This is a genomic window from Pseudomonas sp. CM25, assembly GCF_013179705.1.
In the GTDB taxonomy this organism is placed as follows: domain Bacteria; phylum Pseudomonadota; class Gammaproteobacteria; order Pseudomonadales; family Pseudomonadaceae; genus Aquipseudomonas.
This window is the reverse complement of the sequence record NZ_JABMCW010000125.1, coordinates 1-14,693: the sequence shown is the minus strand read 5'-3', so window position 1 is coordinate 14,693 and position 14,693 is coordinate 1. Positions and strand designations below refer to the sequence as shown.

The window sequence follows — 14,693 nt, the reverse complement described above, 5'->3', positions numbered from 1 at the left end:
CGTCGCGCTGGGGGTGTTGGGGATATTCCTGCCGGTTTTGCCCACCACCCCGTTCCTGCTGTTGGCGGCGGCCTGTTTTGCCCGCAGCTCGCCGCGCTTTCACCACTGGCTGGTCCACCACCCCAAGCTCGGGCCGTGGATTCGCGACTACCTCAGTGGCGAGGGCATCCCCCTCAAGGGCAAGGTCTACGCCATCGGCCTGATGTGGGCCAGCATTGGCCTGTCGTGTTACCTGGTGCCGCTGTTCTGGGCGCGCCTGTTCATGTTGACCAGTGCTGTGCTGGTAAGCCTGTATATCCTTAAGCAGAAAACCCTGCCGAATCGAAAGTGACAATATTTTGTCGCCAAATATCACTTTCGCCTAAACGCCCTCTTCTTTATCCGAATTAGTTCTGGAACCGCCTCAGACCTTTGAATCCATTGGTTTCCATGGCATTTGACGGTTGCATTTGCAGCCCGTGAACGGAGCGATGATAGACAATAAACGTCTTACATGGCAGTTTGATATGAGTAAATCTTCTTATCTATCGCGTTGAATGTACTTAGCTGTGTTGTTAAAAACCTGCAACACTATACGCATTATTTTTATCGTCATTTTTTTGGCGAGCAGCAGGATAAATTCCAGATCAGGGAGATGTACCATGCGCGTTTTGAACCCCATCACCAGTGCATTACTGTTGGCCCTGGCAAGTGCCAACGTACAGGCGATGTCGATCACCGAGGCCGTCCAAAGCGCCGTGGACTACCACCCGCAAGTCAGCTCCAACCGCAACAGCAAGCTGTCGGCCGATGAGGATGTGAAGTTTGCGCGTGGTGGCTACTACCCTTCCGTGGACCTGGTCGCGGGCTATGGTCGCCAGCGTTCCGACAACGCCACCACCCGCGCCCAGGGCAACCATAACAAAGAGACCCTCAGCTACACGCAGTCCGAGCTGCGCCTGCGGCAGATGATTTTCGATGGTTTCAATACCTCGAGCGAAGTCGGTCGCACCGAGGCGGTGTCCACATCCCGCGCTTATTACACCCAGGCAGTGGCCCAGGACGTCGCACTGCGTGCCACCGAGGTGTACCTCGAAGTGCTCAAGCGCCGCGAGCTGGTGACCCTGGCCCGCAACAACCTGCAAGCCCACCTGCGCGTCAACGACCAGATCGGCCTGCGCAACGAGCGTGGCGTCGGCAGCACCGCCGACCTCGACCAGTCCCGCGCACGTCGCGCCCTGGCGGAAAACAACCTGGACACCGCAGAAGTCGACCTGGCCGACGCCGAGGCCAACTTCTTCAGCGTGGTCGGCCGCATGCCTGACGAACTGGAAGACCCGGTGTCGATCAAGGTGCAAATGCCTGGCAACCTCGAAGAAGCCCGCGAGGGCATGCGCCAGAACAACCCGTACATCAAGTCTGCCCAGGCTGACGTGAATGCCGCCGAGCAGCAATACGAAGTCGCCAAGTCGACCTTCTACCCACGCTTCGACGCCATTCTGGCCACCGGTGCCAATAACAACACTGGCGGCGAGAAAGGCCACAACAACAACGACTGGCAAGCCGGCGTAGAGATGAACTACAACCTGTTCCGTGGCGGCAGCGACAAGGCGCGCCTGCAGTCCGACGCGCACAAGATCAACCAGGCCCTGGACATCCGCAACAACGCCCTGCGCGAGCTGACCGAGAACCTGAGCCTGGCGTGGAACGCCATGAATAACGCCACCAAGCAGTTGCCGACCGCGCGTGAATACGCCGAGACCACCAAGCGCGTGCGTGCCGCCTACCAGGACCAGTTCGGCCTGGGCCAGCGTACCCTGCTGGACGTGCTGGACAGTGAGAACGAGCTGTACAACGCCGACCGGCGCTACACCGAAGTGCGTTATACCGAAGAGTTTTCGCGCTACCGGGTACTGGCGACCATGGGCGAGCTGCTGAGCAAGCAGCGCATCTCGCTGCCGCCAGAGGCGCTGGCTACCTCCGAGGTACGCACCGAGGCGCGTCTGCCTGAGATGCGCTGATCGGTTCAAGATTGCCGGGGCCGCTTTGCGGCCCTTTCGCGACACAAGGCCGCTCCTACAAGAAACCGCGTCTCTGTCGCGATAGGACGGCAGCGCAGCCCCGTCTCTCATTCGGTGCTATGGTTGCGCTGGAACGTCTCCACACCCATAGCCCTGATCTGCCCCTCGATCAACGCCTCGAACGGTGCCAGCAGTGCATCAAAGCAGGCCGGTTGCTCCAGCGTATTCAGTGCTCCTGCCACCGCCTCGATAGTCGACAGCGCGCCCGCTTCCGGCGCCTTGCGCAGGCGATAGCGTGAAGGGGCCACGTCGCCCAGCGTCACCCGTGGCAAGGCCTCCAGTATCGGGTTCAGGTACAGCAGCTTGCGCGCCTTGCGCCAGGTGCCGTCTGGCACGATAAGCAGCAACGGCTCGTTACCTTCCTTGCCATAGCCCCTCAGCACCTGAGCATCATCACCCGGAAACAGCAGGGCCGGTCGGTAACCCGGTGTTGCCAGTAATTCACCCAGGTCATCGAACACTTCCCCGATCCGCAGCTCGGCATTGTTCAGGCCAAGGGCAGCCAGGCGCGCAGTGTTCAGTGCATGGGCGGTTTCACTGGGATGCTGCAGCAGGATGACGCGGGTGCGGCTGTCGAGCGCGGGGATCAGCGGGCAGAGGCAGTGGTCGAGCGGGCGCTGACAGCGCCCGCAGCGGGGTCTGGGCATCGGGTTCTCCTTTTACGGGAACAGTTTGCCACAGAACCGGGCCCCGCTTTGCGGGCCTTTCGCCGGCAAGCCAGCTCCCACAGGGACCCCGCAGCCTTCAAGCCGCGGTCCCTGTGGGAGCTGGCTTGCCGGTGAAAGGGCTGCAGAGCAGCCCCGCCGCTATTTCAACGGTTGAACCGCTCCGCCAGGCTATGCAGGTACTCCGCCATGCGCTCCAGGTCCTGGCTGATTTCAGCCCCCTGCCTGGCCTGCCCCGCACTCTGATCACACAGCTGGGCGATGCGCACGATCTGCTGGTTTATGTCCTCCGCCACATGGGTCTGTTGCTCCGACGCCGTCGCCATCTGCTGGCTCATGCCGGTGATGCGGCTGACCGCCTGGGCAATCCCGCTCAATGCCCCCTGCACCGCCTCGACGCTGTGCACACTGTCCCGCGAGATCTGCTCGCCGCGGTTGGCAGTACTCACCGCCCGCTCTGCGCCAGCGCGTAATGAAGCGATGATCTGGTGGATTTCCTGGGTCGAGGCGCGGGTGCGCTGGGCCAGCGAACGCACCTCGTCAGCCACCACGGCAAACCCACGCCCTTGTTCACCGGCCCGCGCGGCTTCAATGGCGGCGTTGAGCGCCAGCAGGTTGGTCTGTTCGGCAATCGAGGTGATCACATCGACCACGCTGCCAATCGACTGAGTCTGTTCGGCTAGGGCATTCACCGCCTGGCCGATGTCACTGACCGCATCGCTCATGCTGCCCATCGCTTGCAGGCTCTTCAACGCCAGTTCGCTGCCCTGCTGCGCCAGCTGGTCGGCATCACCGGCAGCATGCGCCGTACTCTGCACGTTGTGGGTGACCTGCTGGATGGTCGCCGCCATCTGCGCAATGGCCGTGGCGGACTGGTCGGTCTCGCTGCGCTGGCGGTCGAGCATCTGCGCCTGGGCATCCGACAGCTCGGACGATTGCGCCGCCCGCGACTTCACTCCGACGCCGGCGTCCACCAGACGTGTCAGCGCCGTTTGCAGGCGGGCTTCTTCGCTGATGATGGCTAGGTCGAGCTGGCTTTGCAGGCCCGGGTTGTCACTGTAGGTAAGCGCCACCAGCGGGCTGGTGAACGCCTTGGGGTGCTCGGCCAACGTGCGGCGAATGGCCTGGTTTTGCCGATGCTCGACCAGGTACCAGGCCAGCAGCAAGCTGGCCATGAGCACGCCGAGCGCCGCGTAGGCCGGCAACCACAGGTAGCCTGCCGCCGACAGCAGCCCGGCACCGATCAATGGCCAGCCGTGGGTCAGGCCATGCCCCAGGCGAGCCGCCCACGACACCGCGGGGCAACCGTCGCGCAGACGCGCATACAAGGCTTCGGCGCGGTGGATCTGTTCGCGTGTGGGTACGGAGCGCACCGACTCGTAGCCACTGATGCGGCCCTGCTCGTAAATCGCCGTGACATAGGCGCTGACCCAGTAGTAATCACCGTTCTTTGCCCGGTTCTTGACCACCCCCATCCACGGCTTGCCCTGCTTGATGGTCTCCCACATATGGCCGAACACCGCCGCTGGCATGTCCGGGTGGCGCACCAGGTTGTGCGGTTGGCCGACCAGCTCCTCGTAGGTGAACCCGCTGATCGCCACGAAGGCATCGTTGCAGTAGGTGATGCGGCTGTTGAGGTCCGTGGTGGAGATCAGGCGTTGGTCGCTGGAGAAGGTTCTTTCATGCTCGGTGACGGGCAGATTCATGCGCATCTTCGGCGATCCTTGCAGGATGAAATAAGGGGAAATCATCAGCGCACGTTGATGTTTAGCAGAGCGCTATCAGGTTAGCGGTCGGCTTTTGCCAGAATTTAACACCGCCCGACGGAATGCACGCAGGCGTCGCCGCTCAGCCCACATTCAGCTGACTTTTCAGCAGGTCGCGGAAGGTCTGGATCAGCGGTTCGCGGCTGCGTCCCCGGCGAATGATCAGCGAGAACGGTGCCTGATAGCCGAAAGTGGATGGCGACAGCACGCGCAAGTCGCCCTTGTCGACCCAGGCCTGGGCGTAGTGCTCGGGCAGGTAGCCGATATAGGCGCCGGAGAGGATCAGGATCAACTGCGCCTCCATGCTCTCTACCGTTGCCGCGCTGTGCTTGAAGCCGTGCCGGGCCAGCTCGGCCTGGCTCCAGTAGCCGCGCCCGACCATCCGCTGCTGGGTCACCACCTGCTCGGGGATGCGCCGCTCGGCAAACAGCGTGTGTCGGCTACTGCAGTACAGCCAGTGCTGCTCGCGGTACAGCGGTTGATACAGCAGCCCGCTCATGCGCGAGGAAAACGCGCCAATGGCCAGGTCCAGGCGGTTGTCCTGCACGCCCAGCTGCAACTCGTAGGGGCTGGACACCGACAGGTGCAGGTGCACCGCCGGGTGCTCCTGGCTGTAGGCACCGATGGCTTCAGCCAGCGGCAAGGCACTGTCGCCAACGGTGGAGTCGATCACCCCCAGGTTGAGGGTGCCACGCAATTCGCCCTTGAGCGCTGCGGCGTACTGCTCGAACCCGTCCAGCTCGGCGAGCAGGCGCAGGGTTTCCTGATGGAACAGCTCGCCTTTGCTGGTCAGGCTGAAACCGCCACGCCCGCGGTGGCACAGCACGATCCCCAGGGCGCCTTCGAGCTGGCTCATGTAGGTGCTGATGGCCGAGGTCGACAGGTTGAGATCGCGCTGGGCGTTGGCAAAGCCCTGATGGCGCACCACGCTGATGAAGATGCGCAGCAGTTTCAGATCAGGCAGGGTCGAGGCCATGGTGTAGCGGTTCCGCAGTGTCATTTGCGCGCAGTCTAACCGCTCTGCCAACGATTAGTTTAGAAATTCCTGAACTAAGTATTTGCCGGTAGCGATTCTTCCCGCGCACTACCTTGCGCAAACTCGGCCGAAATGTCCCTGCCCGCCGGCACGATCACACTTGAAAGGCGCGCGGCGGCACAGGTTCGAACAAACACAACAATCGACCGACTGATGAGGCCCACTGTGGACAAGACTCTCCACCAACCACTGGGCGGCAACGAAATGCCGCGTTTCGGCGGCATCGCCACCATGCTTCGCCTTCCCCACCTGCAAAGCGCCGAGGGCCTGGACGCTGCCTTCATCGGCGTACCGCTGGATATCGGTACCTCGCTGCGCTCCGGCACCCGCTTCGGCCCGCGCCAGATCCGCGCCGAATCGGTGATGATCCGCCCGTACAACATGGCCACCGGTGCCGCGCCGTTCGACTCGCTGTCGGTCGCCGACATCGGTGACGTGGCGATCAACACCTTCAACCTGCTGGACGCCGTGCGCATCATCGAAGAAGCGTACGACGAGATCGTCGAGCACAATGTGATCCCGATGACCCTGGGCGGCGACCACACCATCACCCTGCCGATCCTGCGTGCCCTGCACAAGAAGCACGGCAAGATCGGCCTGGTGCACATCGACGCCCACGCCGACGTCAACGACCACATGTTCGGCGAGAAAATCGCCCACGGCACCACCTTCCGCCGCGCCGTCGAAGAAGGCCTGCTCGATTGCGACCGCGTGGTGCAGATCGGCCTGCGCGCCCAGGGCTACACCGCCGACGACTTCAACTGGAGCCGCCGCCAGGGCTTTCGCGTGGTCCAGGCCGAAGAATGCTGGCACAAGTCGCTGGAGCCATTGATGGCCGAAGTGCGGGAAAAAGTCGGCGGTGGCCCGGTATACCTGTCGTTCGACATCGACGGCATCGACCCGGCCTGGGCGCCTGGCACCGGCACGCCGGAAATCGGCGGCTTGACCACCATCCAGGCGATGGAGATCATTCGCGGCTGCCACGGCCTGGACCTGATCGGCTGTGACCTTGTCGAAGTCTCCCCGCCTTACGACACCACCGGCAACACCTCGCTGCTCGGTGCCAACTTGCTGTTCGAAATGCTCTGCGTGCTGCCAGGCGTGGTGCGTCGCTAGTCCCGCTTGACCCCGGCAGGAGCCATATGGGAGGGCCACTGAGGCCCGCCAACACAAAACCAGACCGCCGGGCGCCGTGCAAACGCCCGTGTGGTCGATCTCGCCATAATAAAGATAATCGGGAGACCCCCAATGGCCTTGGACATCATTGTTGTAATGATCTACACCGCCGGCATGCTCGGGCTTGGCTGGTATGGCATGCGGCGTGCGAAAACCCATGAAGACTATCTGGTGGCCGGGCGCAACCTCGGCCCGGTCCTGTACATGGGTACCATGGCCACCACCGTGCTGGGTGGCGCGTCCACCGTCGGCACCGTGCGCCTGGGCTATGTCCATGGCATCTCCGGGTTCTGGCTGTGCGCAGCGCTGGGCCTGGGCATCATCGCCATCAACCTGTTCCTCGCCAAACCGCTGCTGCGCCTGCGCATCTTCACCGTGACCCAGGTGCTGGAGCAGCGCTACAACCCGACCGCTCGCCAGGCCAGTGCGGTGATCATGCTGGCTTATGCCCTGATGATCGGCGTGACCTCGACCCTGGCCATGGCCACCGTGCTGCAGGTGCTGCTGGACCTGCCGTTCTGGGCGTCGCTGCTGCTCGGTGGCGGAGTGGTGGTGCTGTATTCGACCATTGGCGGCATGTGGTCGCTGACCCTGACCGACATCGTCCAGTTCGTGATCAAGACCGTCGGCCTGATGTTCATCCTGCTGCCGGTGTGCCTGTACAAGGCCGGGGGCTGGGACACACTCGTGGCCAAGCTGCCGGCGGCCAGCTTCCAGCTGACCAGCATTGGCTGGGACACCATCATCACCTACTTCCTGATCTACTTCTTCGGCATCCTCATCGGCCAGGACATCTGGCAGCGGGTGTTCACCGCCCGAGACGAGAAGGTCTGCCAGCGCGCGGGTACCATCGCCGGTGTCTACTGCGTGGTGTACGGCCTGGCCTGCGCCGCGATCGGCATGGCCGCGCACGTGCTGCTGCCCGACCTGGCCAACCCGAACAATGCCTTTGCCGAGATGATCAAGAGCACGCTGCCCGATGGTATCCGCGGCCTGCTGATGGCGGCGGCCCTGGCCGCCATGATGTCCACTGCCAGCGCCGGCCTGCTGGCTGCATCCACCACAGTCACCGAAGACTTGCTGCCCAAGCTGCGCGGTGGCAAGCAGTCGAGCCTGGGCATGAGCCGCCTGTTCACCCTGCTCACCGGGCTGGTGGTGCTGGGTATCGCGCTGATGGTGAACGATGTGATCAACGCCCTGACCTTGGCCTACAACCTGCTGGTCGGCGGCATGCTGATCCCGCTGATCGGGGCCATCTTCTGGAAACGTGCGACCACAGCGGGCGCCATCGCCAGCATGTCGCTGGGCTTTGCCACCGCGCTGCTGTTCATGTTCAAGGACGGGCTGGAGGCCAATACGCCGATCTACTACAGCCTGGCGATCGGCCTGGTGAGCTTTGTGGTGGTGAGCCTGGCTTCGCGCAAATCAGTGGCGGCGGTAAAGCTGGCCTGACAAAACCCGCCCGGCAGGCATCACACGACTGACAGAAACAGAAAGGCCGTTGCACCCACCCAGGTGCAACGGCCTTTGCTTGTATCAGCGACGACGCGGTTGGCGCTTGCGCTGCTCTTCATCAGTCGGGATCGGCACCGGCTGCAAGGGTGGTGGAATCAGCCCCAGGGCGACCGCCAGATCGTGGAGCCAGTTTGACAGTGGTCTATTCATATTGCCCCCTTGACGGGTCAGCCTCACGGTAAATCAATCCTGCGATGTTTCATACAGATCATAGCCTGATGTCCTGTAGAACGCATGCCTCTGGTATTACAGATACGGGCCATTTTGACGTGGATCAAGGCGTAACGGTGCATTCCGACGACTGGTTAATCGTTTCGCTTTGTTGCAGGTGGATCCACGCCTGCAAATTTGCCCCACGCATGCCCTGCCGCCACATCAGCCAGGTGACGGCCTGATCGAACGGCGCCTGCAGCGGATACACGCTAACCCGGTCACGCCCAGGCAGGCTGTCGAGCATCGAACGGGCCATCATCGCCACGCCCGCGCCCGCGATCACACAGGCCAGCATGCTCTGGTACGACTCGATCTCCATCACCCGGCCCATCGGAGTATGGGCATGGGCATACCAGGCTTCAAGGCGCATGCGGTACGAGCAGCCCTGACGGAACGTGAACACCGCCTTGCCCGCCACATCCTTGGCGGTATGCACGGCCGGGTGCTCGGGGCTGGTGATCAGTACCAGTTGTTCATCGCACAGCGGCACGCCATCCAGCCCGGCCAGGCTGGGCGGGCCGTCGATCAGGGCAGCGTCCAGGGTATGGTTGAGCAAGCCTTCCAGCAACTCGCCACTGGGCGCTGCACGCACCTGCAGGTTTACCGCCGGGTAGGCCTGGTGGTAACGCGCCAGCAACCCCGGCAAATGGGTCGCGGCCGTGCTGTACATGGTACCCAGTACAAAATCGCCGGCCGGCTGGCCACCCCGCACGGCAGCCAGCGTCTCGTCGCGCAACGCCGACAGACGGTTGGCATAGTCCAGCAACACCTTGCCGGCTGGCGACAGCTGCAGGCGCTGGCGTTCGCGCAGGAACAGCTCGACGCCCAACTGCTCCTCGAGTTGGCGCAACCGCGTCGACAGGTTTGACGGCACACGATGCAAGCGCTCGGCGGCACGGGTAACAGAACCCTCTTCGGCCACGGCCTGGAAGATACGCAGCTGGCTGAATTCCACAGCATTCTCCAAAACAGAACAACTTACTCACCATTATTCAATTTTATTGAAAAAGAAACAGCCCTAACCTGCCAACCATCGCTTACATCCGCGCAGGAGACTCGTCATGTCACCCCTCACTCAACTGCTGGCCAGCGCCGTTGCGCTGATGATGGCCATGGGTATCGGCCGTTTTGCCCTTACCCCGCAATTGCCGCAACTGATCGCCGAAGGCCAGTTCGACCTGACGGTCGCGGGGCTGGTGGCGGCCGCCAACTACCTGGGCTACTTCGTGGGGGCGGTAGACGCCATGTTCGCCCGCTCGCCCGGCCAGGTGCGCCTGCGCCTGCATGGCGGGCTGTGGCTGTGCGTGGTGCTGACGCTGGCTTCATGGGCGGCAGACGGGTTCTGGAGCCACCTGTTGCTGCGCTTTGGCACCGGCGTGGCGAGTGCCTGGGTGTTGGTGATGATCACCAGCCTCAGCCAGCAGGTGGCCAATGCCAATAACCGCCAGCGCCTGGGCGCCCTGGTCTTCGCCGGACCCGGCCTGGGCATTGCCTTGACCGGGCTGCTGGCGCTGGTTGCGCACCTGCTGGGGCTGGGCTCGGCGGCGCTGTGGCTGATCTATGCCGTGGCGGCGCTGGTGATGCTGCTGGCAGTCCGGCCTTGGCTGCCCCGGGCGCTGCAAGCGGCGCCTGTGCTGACGCCTGCGCATCAGGGCCCGACCCGCAGTGTCGGTATCGGCCGGTTGGGGCTGGTGTATGCGCTGTACGGGGTGGGCTACATCCTGCCGGCCACGTTCCTTTCGCAGATGGCCAACCAGCAGTTGCGCGGGCAGTGGCTGGCTGATCTGTTCTGGCCGGCATTTGGCCTGGCAGCGGCGCTTGGTGTGCTGCTGGTGAGCTTGCGCCGCAGCGGTCCTACCTCGACCTGGCTGACCGCCACCCTGTGGCTGCAAGGGTTGGGTGTGCTGGCCTGCCTGGTGGGCGGGGGTGTCGGGCTGGCGTTGGGTGTGGTGCTGTGTGGCGGCCCGTTCCTGGCGTGCATGCAGCTGGTGATGCAGCGTTCGCGGGAACTGGCGCCGCATGCAACACAGCGCAATGCCGGTTTGCTCACGGCGTGCTTTGCCCTGGGGCAGTTGAGCGGGCCGTTGCTGGCAGCGGTCAGCAGCCATTACAGCGGTGGGCTGCAGCCGGCGCTGATGATAGCGGCAGGTGGCCTGGCGGTGGCCGGGGGGCTGGTGCAATTGGCCGGCAGCAGCAAGGCCGCATGCGCCTGCCCCAGCAAGGTTGCATCCTGAATCGGGTTGCCTGTACCGACCTCTTCGCGGCGGTACAGGCGATGCATCACCCCACGAACCGCCGCAAATGCCGCTTCACCCAGGGCTCGGCACTTACCAGGACCACGCCCAGCAACACCATCAGCGCCCCGATTACAAAGTTGGCGCTGAGCGGCTCATCCAGCAGCAACACGCCAAAGGTCACCCCGAACAGCGGGGTGATGAAGGAAAACACCGCCAGGTTGGACGCCAGGTACTTGCGCAGCAACCAGAACCAGGTCAGGTAGCTGACGAACGACACCACGATGCCCTGGAACAGCACGCTACCCATCGCCAGCGGTGTCAGCGACACCTCACCGATCTGCCCGCTGAGCAGTGCAATCAGCAGCAGCCCGACAAAACCGACCCCCAGCTGATAGAACAGGGTCAGGGTCGCCGGTGCTTCAGACAAGCGTGAGCAGCGCACCACTACCGTGGTGGCGCCCCAGGCCAGGCCGGCGATCACGCCAAAGGCATCACCCAGCAAGGTGCGGCCATCCATGTCCTCGAACGACATGCCACCGGCAAACGCCATGGCAATGCCACCGAACGCCAACAAGATTCCCAACCACTGCAGCAGCCGCAGGCGTTCGCTAGGCAGCCGGAAATGCAGGCCCAATGCGGTGAACACCGGGGCGGTATAGAGGAACACCGACATGTGCGCCGCCGAGGTCAGCTTCAGGCCCTCGGCGATGAACAGAAACTCTACGCCGAACAGCCCGCCCGCCAGCAACCCTGCACGCCAGGTGCTGCCGACCTGCCCCCAACCACCTCGCCAGCACACCAGCAGGCCGACCAGCACGGCGGCAATGCCATTACGCAATGCCGCCTGCATCACCGGGGCGATATCCACGGCGGCGGTCTTGATCAGTACCTGCTGGCAGCCCCAGATCAGGCACAGTCCGAGCATCACCTGAAAGGCGAAGGCGTCAGGGTTCTTGCGGACCGCGCTCATGAGCGGGCCTTCGAGCTGATGGTGGGCATGGGCAAAAGGCTCGGCAGCATTCAGGAACTACCGATTATCGGGTTTCCCGGGCCAGCCTTGCCAGCCTCAAAACGACCTCAAGCAATCTGCGCTTTTGCCGACACGTGCTCGAAGGTACTTTCATCCAGCGCATCTGCCTGCTCGTCCAGCACCTGGCGCGGGTGCTCGAAGCCGGGGATGCTGCTGTCGATCAGGCTCATCAAGCGCGAACCGCGCTCGGTCAGCACGAAATTCTCGCCATTGCCACCGTCTTCTTCAGGCCGGCTTGCGATGAAGCCGCGCTTGAACAGCAATTTTTCATACTCGCAGGCGCGGGTTTTCAGGTGGTCCAGATCACCCACCGGCTCGCCCTTGGCGGCCAGCGCCGCAGCGTGCTGTTCGGCATAGGGGCGTGGCGTGAAGCTGTGACCGGCGCCGTTCTGCACCTCGTGCAGCAAGCGTTCGATCAGGTCCCAGTCGTAGGCGATGCTCATGGCTCATGCTCCTGCAGTGGACGGAAGGGGTACACAGGGTGGGACCCACCAGTAGGAGCGGTGTTCCAAAAAAGCGCGACTACGTATCTGTCCCGCTGCCATGACTCACGCACTTGAGGCCGACGATACCAGCCGGTTTGGCGCTGGCAGCAAAACTCAGCGTAGCTTCTGCTGGGCTTGCATATACTGGCGCAGCAACTGATTGATCCGGGTCTGGTAGCCGCCCCCCTGATCTTTGAACCAGGCGAGGACATCAGTATCCAGGCGAATGGTCACCGTCTGCTTGGCTGGAACTCGCAGCTCGGCCTCCCGAAAAAAATCGTCATTCAGCTCAGGGATATCCGAGGTATCAATAGCCTGGTCGTCCTGCCGAGCCAAGCGGCTCCAGTCAGTTTTCGATGTTTTGGTCATAGTGAGTGGCCTCCCACCTGGTGGCTTTACGCGCAGAGATGATTCGAATGACATCACCACGCCTCTCCGTATACACGACTACGCCTATCAAGCACTTCAGCCAGCCCAGGCAGACCCAGCGTTCCTCGCCAAGGCCGGGATTGTCATCGCGGCGTATCAGCATCGGGTGATTGAACATCTCCGGAACATCGCTGAAGTCGATTCCATGCTTGCGGATGTTGATATGGTTCTTGGCATCGTCCCACTCAAAGAACATGGGCCGCTCCGTATTTACATCTGTACATACGATACCTCCTGATTCAGCTCAAGGCTAGAGGGCGACCGCTCGCCATTCAATAGCTTCAGGAGGCTTTGGGAAAAGGACTACAGCCTGGAGCGTAAGCAGCCCGACCAGCCGGTTGGCACGGCTCCGCTTACTGCTTGACCAGATAGTTGATGAACAACCGGAACAGCTCCGCATTCCCGGCGATGCCCAGCCGCTGCCAGATATTGTGGCGGTGCACCTTCACCGTGCCCTCCGAAATCCCCAGTACACGGGAGATAGACTGGCTGCTGTGGCCCTGCAGAATCAGCTTGGCCACATGCCGTTGGGTTTCAGTCAGGTGGCCCTGGAGAATATCGACGAAGGCATCCTCCAGCTGGCTGTCCGAATCCTGCGGGTCGGCCAGCTCATCGGCATGGGCCAGGCGCAGGTGCTGGCTGAATATGGCTTCGATCACCGGCGTCAATGCAGCCAGCCGTTGCGCTTCTGCGGCCTCGAAGGCGCCCTTGTCCAGGCCACGCATCAGCGAGTAGACCAAGGCGGTTCGCGGCCTTACCGGCACGATGAAACCGATCTCCTCGATCAGGCTGCCATGGTGCGAGGAGACGCAGGGATGGATGTCGTGAGAAATGGAAAAGCCCGAGGCAAAGAAGCTGTCCGGGGCCAGCTCGCTCATGCGCCACAAACCGGCCGGGTGGTTGTTGGTGCAGGCGACGTAGAACGGGTCCAGCAGGTAACCGCCACGCAGGTAAGCCTTGAGCGTCCGTTCGGCCACGCGCTTGTGGTAGCCGTCATGAACCAGCAATGCGGGCTGGTTGAAGCGAAACAGGTAGGCGCAGCTCATGTCGAAATCGACCCCGCTCTTGAGCGCCATGTCGAGGGCCGGGCCCAATGCGTCGCTGCCAATAGCGTGAATGACCGCGCCCAGGCGGTTGGCGTTGTCGCTGTTCATTGCGATGGCCTGTGCAGTGATAGGTGAAAACGCGAATGCCGCCCGGCTGTACCAGCCCGAGCGACATTGAACGATGCCTGGCCCTGTCAGTGCAACGGTACGCTGGCCGGCAGCACACCGTCTTCCTCTTCCTGCCGCCCCAGCTCCAGGGCCTTCGGTACCGCCAGCCAGTAAGCCAGCAGCATGCCCAGCAGGCCACCGGCGAGCTTGCCGATGATCAACGGCCCGATCAGGCTGGGCTGGAAATTGGCCGAGTAGGCCAGGTGGTCACCGAAGGTGAACGCCGCGCACACGGCAAAGGCGATCACCAGCACCTTGTCTTTGGGCGGCATGTCGGCCACCAGGCGGAACATTGCCAGTATATTGGCGGAAGCTGCGAGGACACCGGCCGCGCCCACGGGCGACAGGCCGAGTTTCGACGCCACCGTTTCGATCGGCCGCGACAGGAAACGCTTGATCAGGTAGACCATCGGGAACGCACCGCAGAGCATGATCCCGACATAGCCGGCTATTTCCAGGGCGCGGAACTGGTCGGCCTTGTCGGCAATGATCGGCGCAAAACCCCAGCCACCGAACAGCGAGGTGAACGCGCCGGTGAAATACTCGACGATCGAGGCCACCAGTACCAGGGTCACCGCCGCATACATCAGCTGCCCCAGTTTGAGGAAAAGGCTGACCATGAGGTTGGGGAAATAACGCAGCGCAGCAGCCAGCGCCACACAGAACAGGATCAGCGGCGACAGGTTGCGCAGCAGGGTCGGCAAGGTAAAGTGCAGCGCCTGGGTGGCCGCGCCTGCCGTGGCGATATCCGGGCGCACGCCCAGGCCCATCGCCTGCATGCCCATGGCGATGAACACGATGCTGATCGGGATGCTAAGCAACCCGGCCATGATGCCCAGCGCCATGTACTTGTGATCGGCTTTGTTG

The 14,693-nt window shown here is 62.8% G+C and carries 16 protein-coding genes; 5 read left to right on the top strand and 11 right to left on the bottom strand.

The window, feature by feature from the left end; genetic code table 11:
- Both HP546_RS14900 and HP546_RS14895 read left to right on the top strand, forming a co-directional pair.
- A partial coding sequence (locus HP546_RS14900; protein ID WP_172226687.1) for a YbaN family protein occupies positions 1–331 on the top strand: 331 nt, incomplete at its 5' end.
- A gap of 310 nt (positions 332–641) precedes the next feature.
- Positions 642–2,000 carry a TolC family outer membrane protein gene (locus HP546_RS14895; protein ID WP_172226684.1) on the top strand — a complete coding sequence of 453 codons (1,359 nt, stop codon included), beginning with the start codon at positions 642–644 and terminating at the stop codon, positions 1,998–2,000.
- A gap of 107 nt (positions 2,001–2,107) precedes the next feature.
- Here the strand turns inward: HP546_RS14895 and HP546_RS14890 are convergent, their stop codons facing one another.
- The 3 genes from HP546_RS14890 to HP546_RS14880 form a co-directional block, all read right to left on the bottom strand.
- Positions 2,108–2,707 (bottom strand): tRNA-uridine aminocarboxypropyltransferase, encoded by a 600-nt coding sequence (locus tag HP546_RS14890; RefSeq protein WP_172226681.1) that lies wholly within the window; start codon positions 2,705–2,707, stop codon positions 2,108–2,110.
- A gap of 164 nt (positions 2,708–2,871) precedes the next feature.
- Entirely contained in the window at positions 2,872–4,437 is a 1,566-nt protein-coding gene (locus HP546_RS14885) for a PAS domain-containing methyl-accepting chemotaxis protein (RefSeq protein WP_172226693.1), read from the bottom strand.
- Between the two features lie 136 nt (positions 4,438–4,573).
- Positions 4,574–5,467 carry a LysR family transcriptional regulator gene (locus HP546_RS14880; protein WP_172226690.1) on the bottom strand — a complete coding sequence of 298 codons (894 nt, stop codon included), beginning with the start codon at positions 5,465–5,467 and terminating at the stop codon, positions 4,574–4,576.
- A 225-nt stretch (positions 5,468–5,692) separates the two neighbouring features.
- Here HP546_RS14880 and speB point away from each other — a divergent pair, with 225 nt between their 5' ends.
- Positions 5,693–6,643, top strand: coding sequence for an agmatinase (gene speB / locus HP546_RS14875; protein ID WP_003254586.1), 951 nt, complete (start codon positions 5,693–5,695; stop codon positions 6,641–6,643).
- A gap of 132 nt (positions 6,644–6,775) precedes the next feature.
- Positions 6,776–8,155, top strand: a complete 1,380-nt coding sequence (locus tag HP546_RS14870) for a sodium:solute symporter (protein WP_172226678.1) — start codon at positions 6,776–6,778, stop codon at positions 8,153–8,155.
- Positions 8,156–8,239: 84 nt separating this feature from the next.
- Here HP546_RS14870 and HP546_RS31405 read toward each other — a convergent pair whose 3' ends face one another.
- Positions 8,240–8,368 carry a PA1414 family protein gene (locus tag HP546_RS31405; protein WP_256676271.1) on the bottom strand — a complete coding sequence of 43 codons (129 nt, stop codon included), beginning with the start codon at positions 8,366–8,368 and terminating at the stop codon, positions 8,240–8,242.
- Between the two features lie 124 nt (positions 8,369–8,492).
- Entirely contained in the window at positions 8,493–9,386 is an 894-nt protein-coding gene (locus tag HP546_RS14865; RefSeq protein ID WP_172226675.1) for a LysR family transcriptional regulator, read from the bottom strand.
- Positions 9,387–9,492: 106 nt separating this feature from the next.
- On the opposite strand from HP546_RS14865, the gene HP546_RS14860 reads away from it, so the two are divergent.
- Complete coding sequence (locus HP546_RS14860; RefSeq protein ID WP_172226672.1) at positions 9,493–10,665, top strand: MFS transporter; 1,173 nt, start codon at positions 9,493–9,495, stop codon at positions 10,663–10,665.
- A 46-nt stretch (positions 10,666–10,711) separates the two neighbouring features.
- On the opposite strand, the gene HP546_RS14855 is transcribed toward HP546_RS14860, so the two are convergent.
- The 6 genes from HP546_RS14855 to eutH form a co-directional block, all read right to left on the bottom strand.
- A complete protein-coding gene (locus tag HP546_RS14855) occupies positions 10,712–11,638 on the bottom strand; it encodes a DMT family transporter (protein WP_172226669.1) in 927 nt (308 codons plus the stop codon).
- A 107-nt stretch (positions 11,639–11,745) separates the two neighbouring features.
- Entirely contained in the window at positions 11,746–12,141 is a 396-nt protein-coding gene (locus HP546_RS14850; protein WP_172226666.1) for a transcriptional regulator, read from the bottom strand.
- Positions 12,142–12,297: 156 nt separating this feature from the next.
- Positions 12,298–12,552 (bottom strand): BrnA antitoxin family protein, encoded by a 255-nt coding sequence (locus tag HP546_RS14845; protein WP_172226663.1) that lies wholly within the window; start codon positions 12,550–12,552, stop codon positions 12,298–12,300.
- Complete coding sequence (locus HP546_RS14840) at positions 12,530–12,808, bottom strand: BrnT family toxin (RefSeq protein ID WP_172226659.1); 279 nt, start codon at positions 12,806–12,808, stop codon at positions 12,530–12,532. The genes HP546_RS14845 and HP546_RS14840 overlap by 23 nt, the downstream gene beginning before the upstream one ends.
- A 157-nt stretch (positions 12,809–12,965) precedes the next feature.
- Positions 12,966–13,766: a helix-turn-helix transcriptional regulator gene (locus HP546_RS14835; protein WP_172226656.1), complete on the bottom strand. Its 801-nt coding sequence runs from the start codon at positions 13,764–13,766 to the stop codon at positions 12,966–12,968.
- 86 nt (positions 13,767–13,852) lie between these two features.
- A partial coding sequence (eutH, locus tag HP546_RS14830) for an ethanolamine utilization protein EutH (RefSeq protein ID WP_172226653.1) occupies positions 13,853–14,693 on the bottom strand: 841 nt, incomplete at its 5' end.

Excerpts from the sequence above, each read along its gene's own strand:
- HP546_RS14895 (WP_172226684.1), top strand. The coding sequence starts at position 642 with ATGCGCGTTTTGAACCCCATCACCAGTGCATTACTGTTGGCCCTGGCA.
- HP546_RS14890 (WP_172226681.1), bottom strand. The coding sequence starts at position 2,707 with ATGCCCAGACCCCGCTGCGGGCGCTGTCAGCGCCCGCTCGACCACTGC.
- HP546_RS14885 (WP_172226693.1), bottom strand. The coding sequence starts at position 4,437 with ATGCGCATGAATCTGCCCGTCACCGAGCATGAAAGAACCTTCTCCAGC.
- HP546_RS14880 (WP_172226690.1), bottom strand. The coding sequence starts at position 5,467 with ATGGCCTCGACCCTGCCTGATCTGAAACTGCTGCGCATCTTCATCAGC.
- HP546_RS14870 (WP_172226678.1), top strand. The coding sequence starts at position 6,776 with ATGGCCTTGGACATCATTGTTGTAATGATCTACACCGCCGGCATGCTC.
- HP546_RS31405 (WP_256676271.1), bottom strand. The coding sequence starts at position 8,368 with ATGAATAGACCACTGTCAAACTGGCTCCACGATCTGGCGGTCGCCCTG.
- HP546_RS14860 (WP_172226672.1), top strand. The coding sequence starts at position 9,493 with ATGTCACCCCTCACTCAACTGCTGGCCAGCGCCGTTGCGCTGATGATG.
- HP546_RS14855 (WP_172226669.1), bottom strand. The coding sequence starts at position 11,638 with ATGAGCGCGGTCCGCAAGAACCCTGACGCCTTCGCCTTTCAGGTGATG.
- HP546_RS14850 (WP_172226666.1), bottom strand. The coding sequence starts at position 12,141 with ATGAGCATCGCCTACGACTGGGACCTGATCGAACGCTTGCTGCACGAG.
- HP546_RS14845 (WP_172226663.1), bottom strand. The coding sequence starts at position 12,552 with ATGACCAAAACATCGAAAACTGACTGGAGCCGCTTGGCTCGGCAGGAC.
- HP546_RS14840 (WP_172226659.1), bottom strand. The coding sequence starts at position 12,808 with ATGTTCTTTGAGTGGGACGATGCCAAGAACCATATCAACATCCGCAAG.
- HP546_RS14835 (WP_172226656.1), bottom strand. The coding sequence starts at position 13,766 with ATGAACAGCGACAACGCCAACCGCCTGGGCGCGGTCATTCACGCTATT.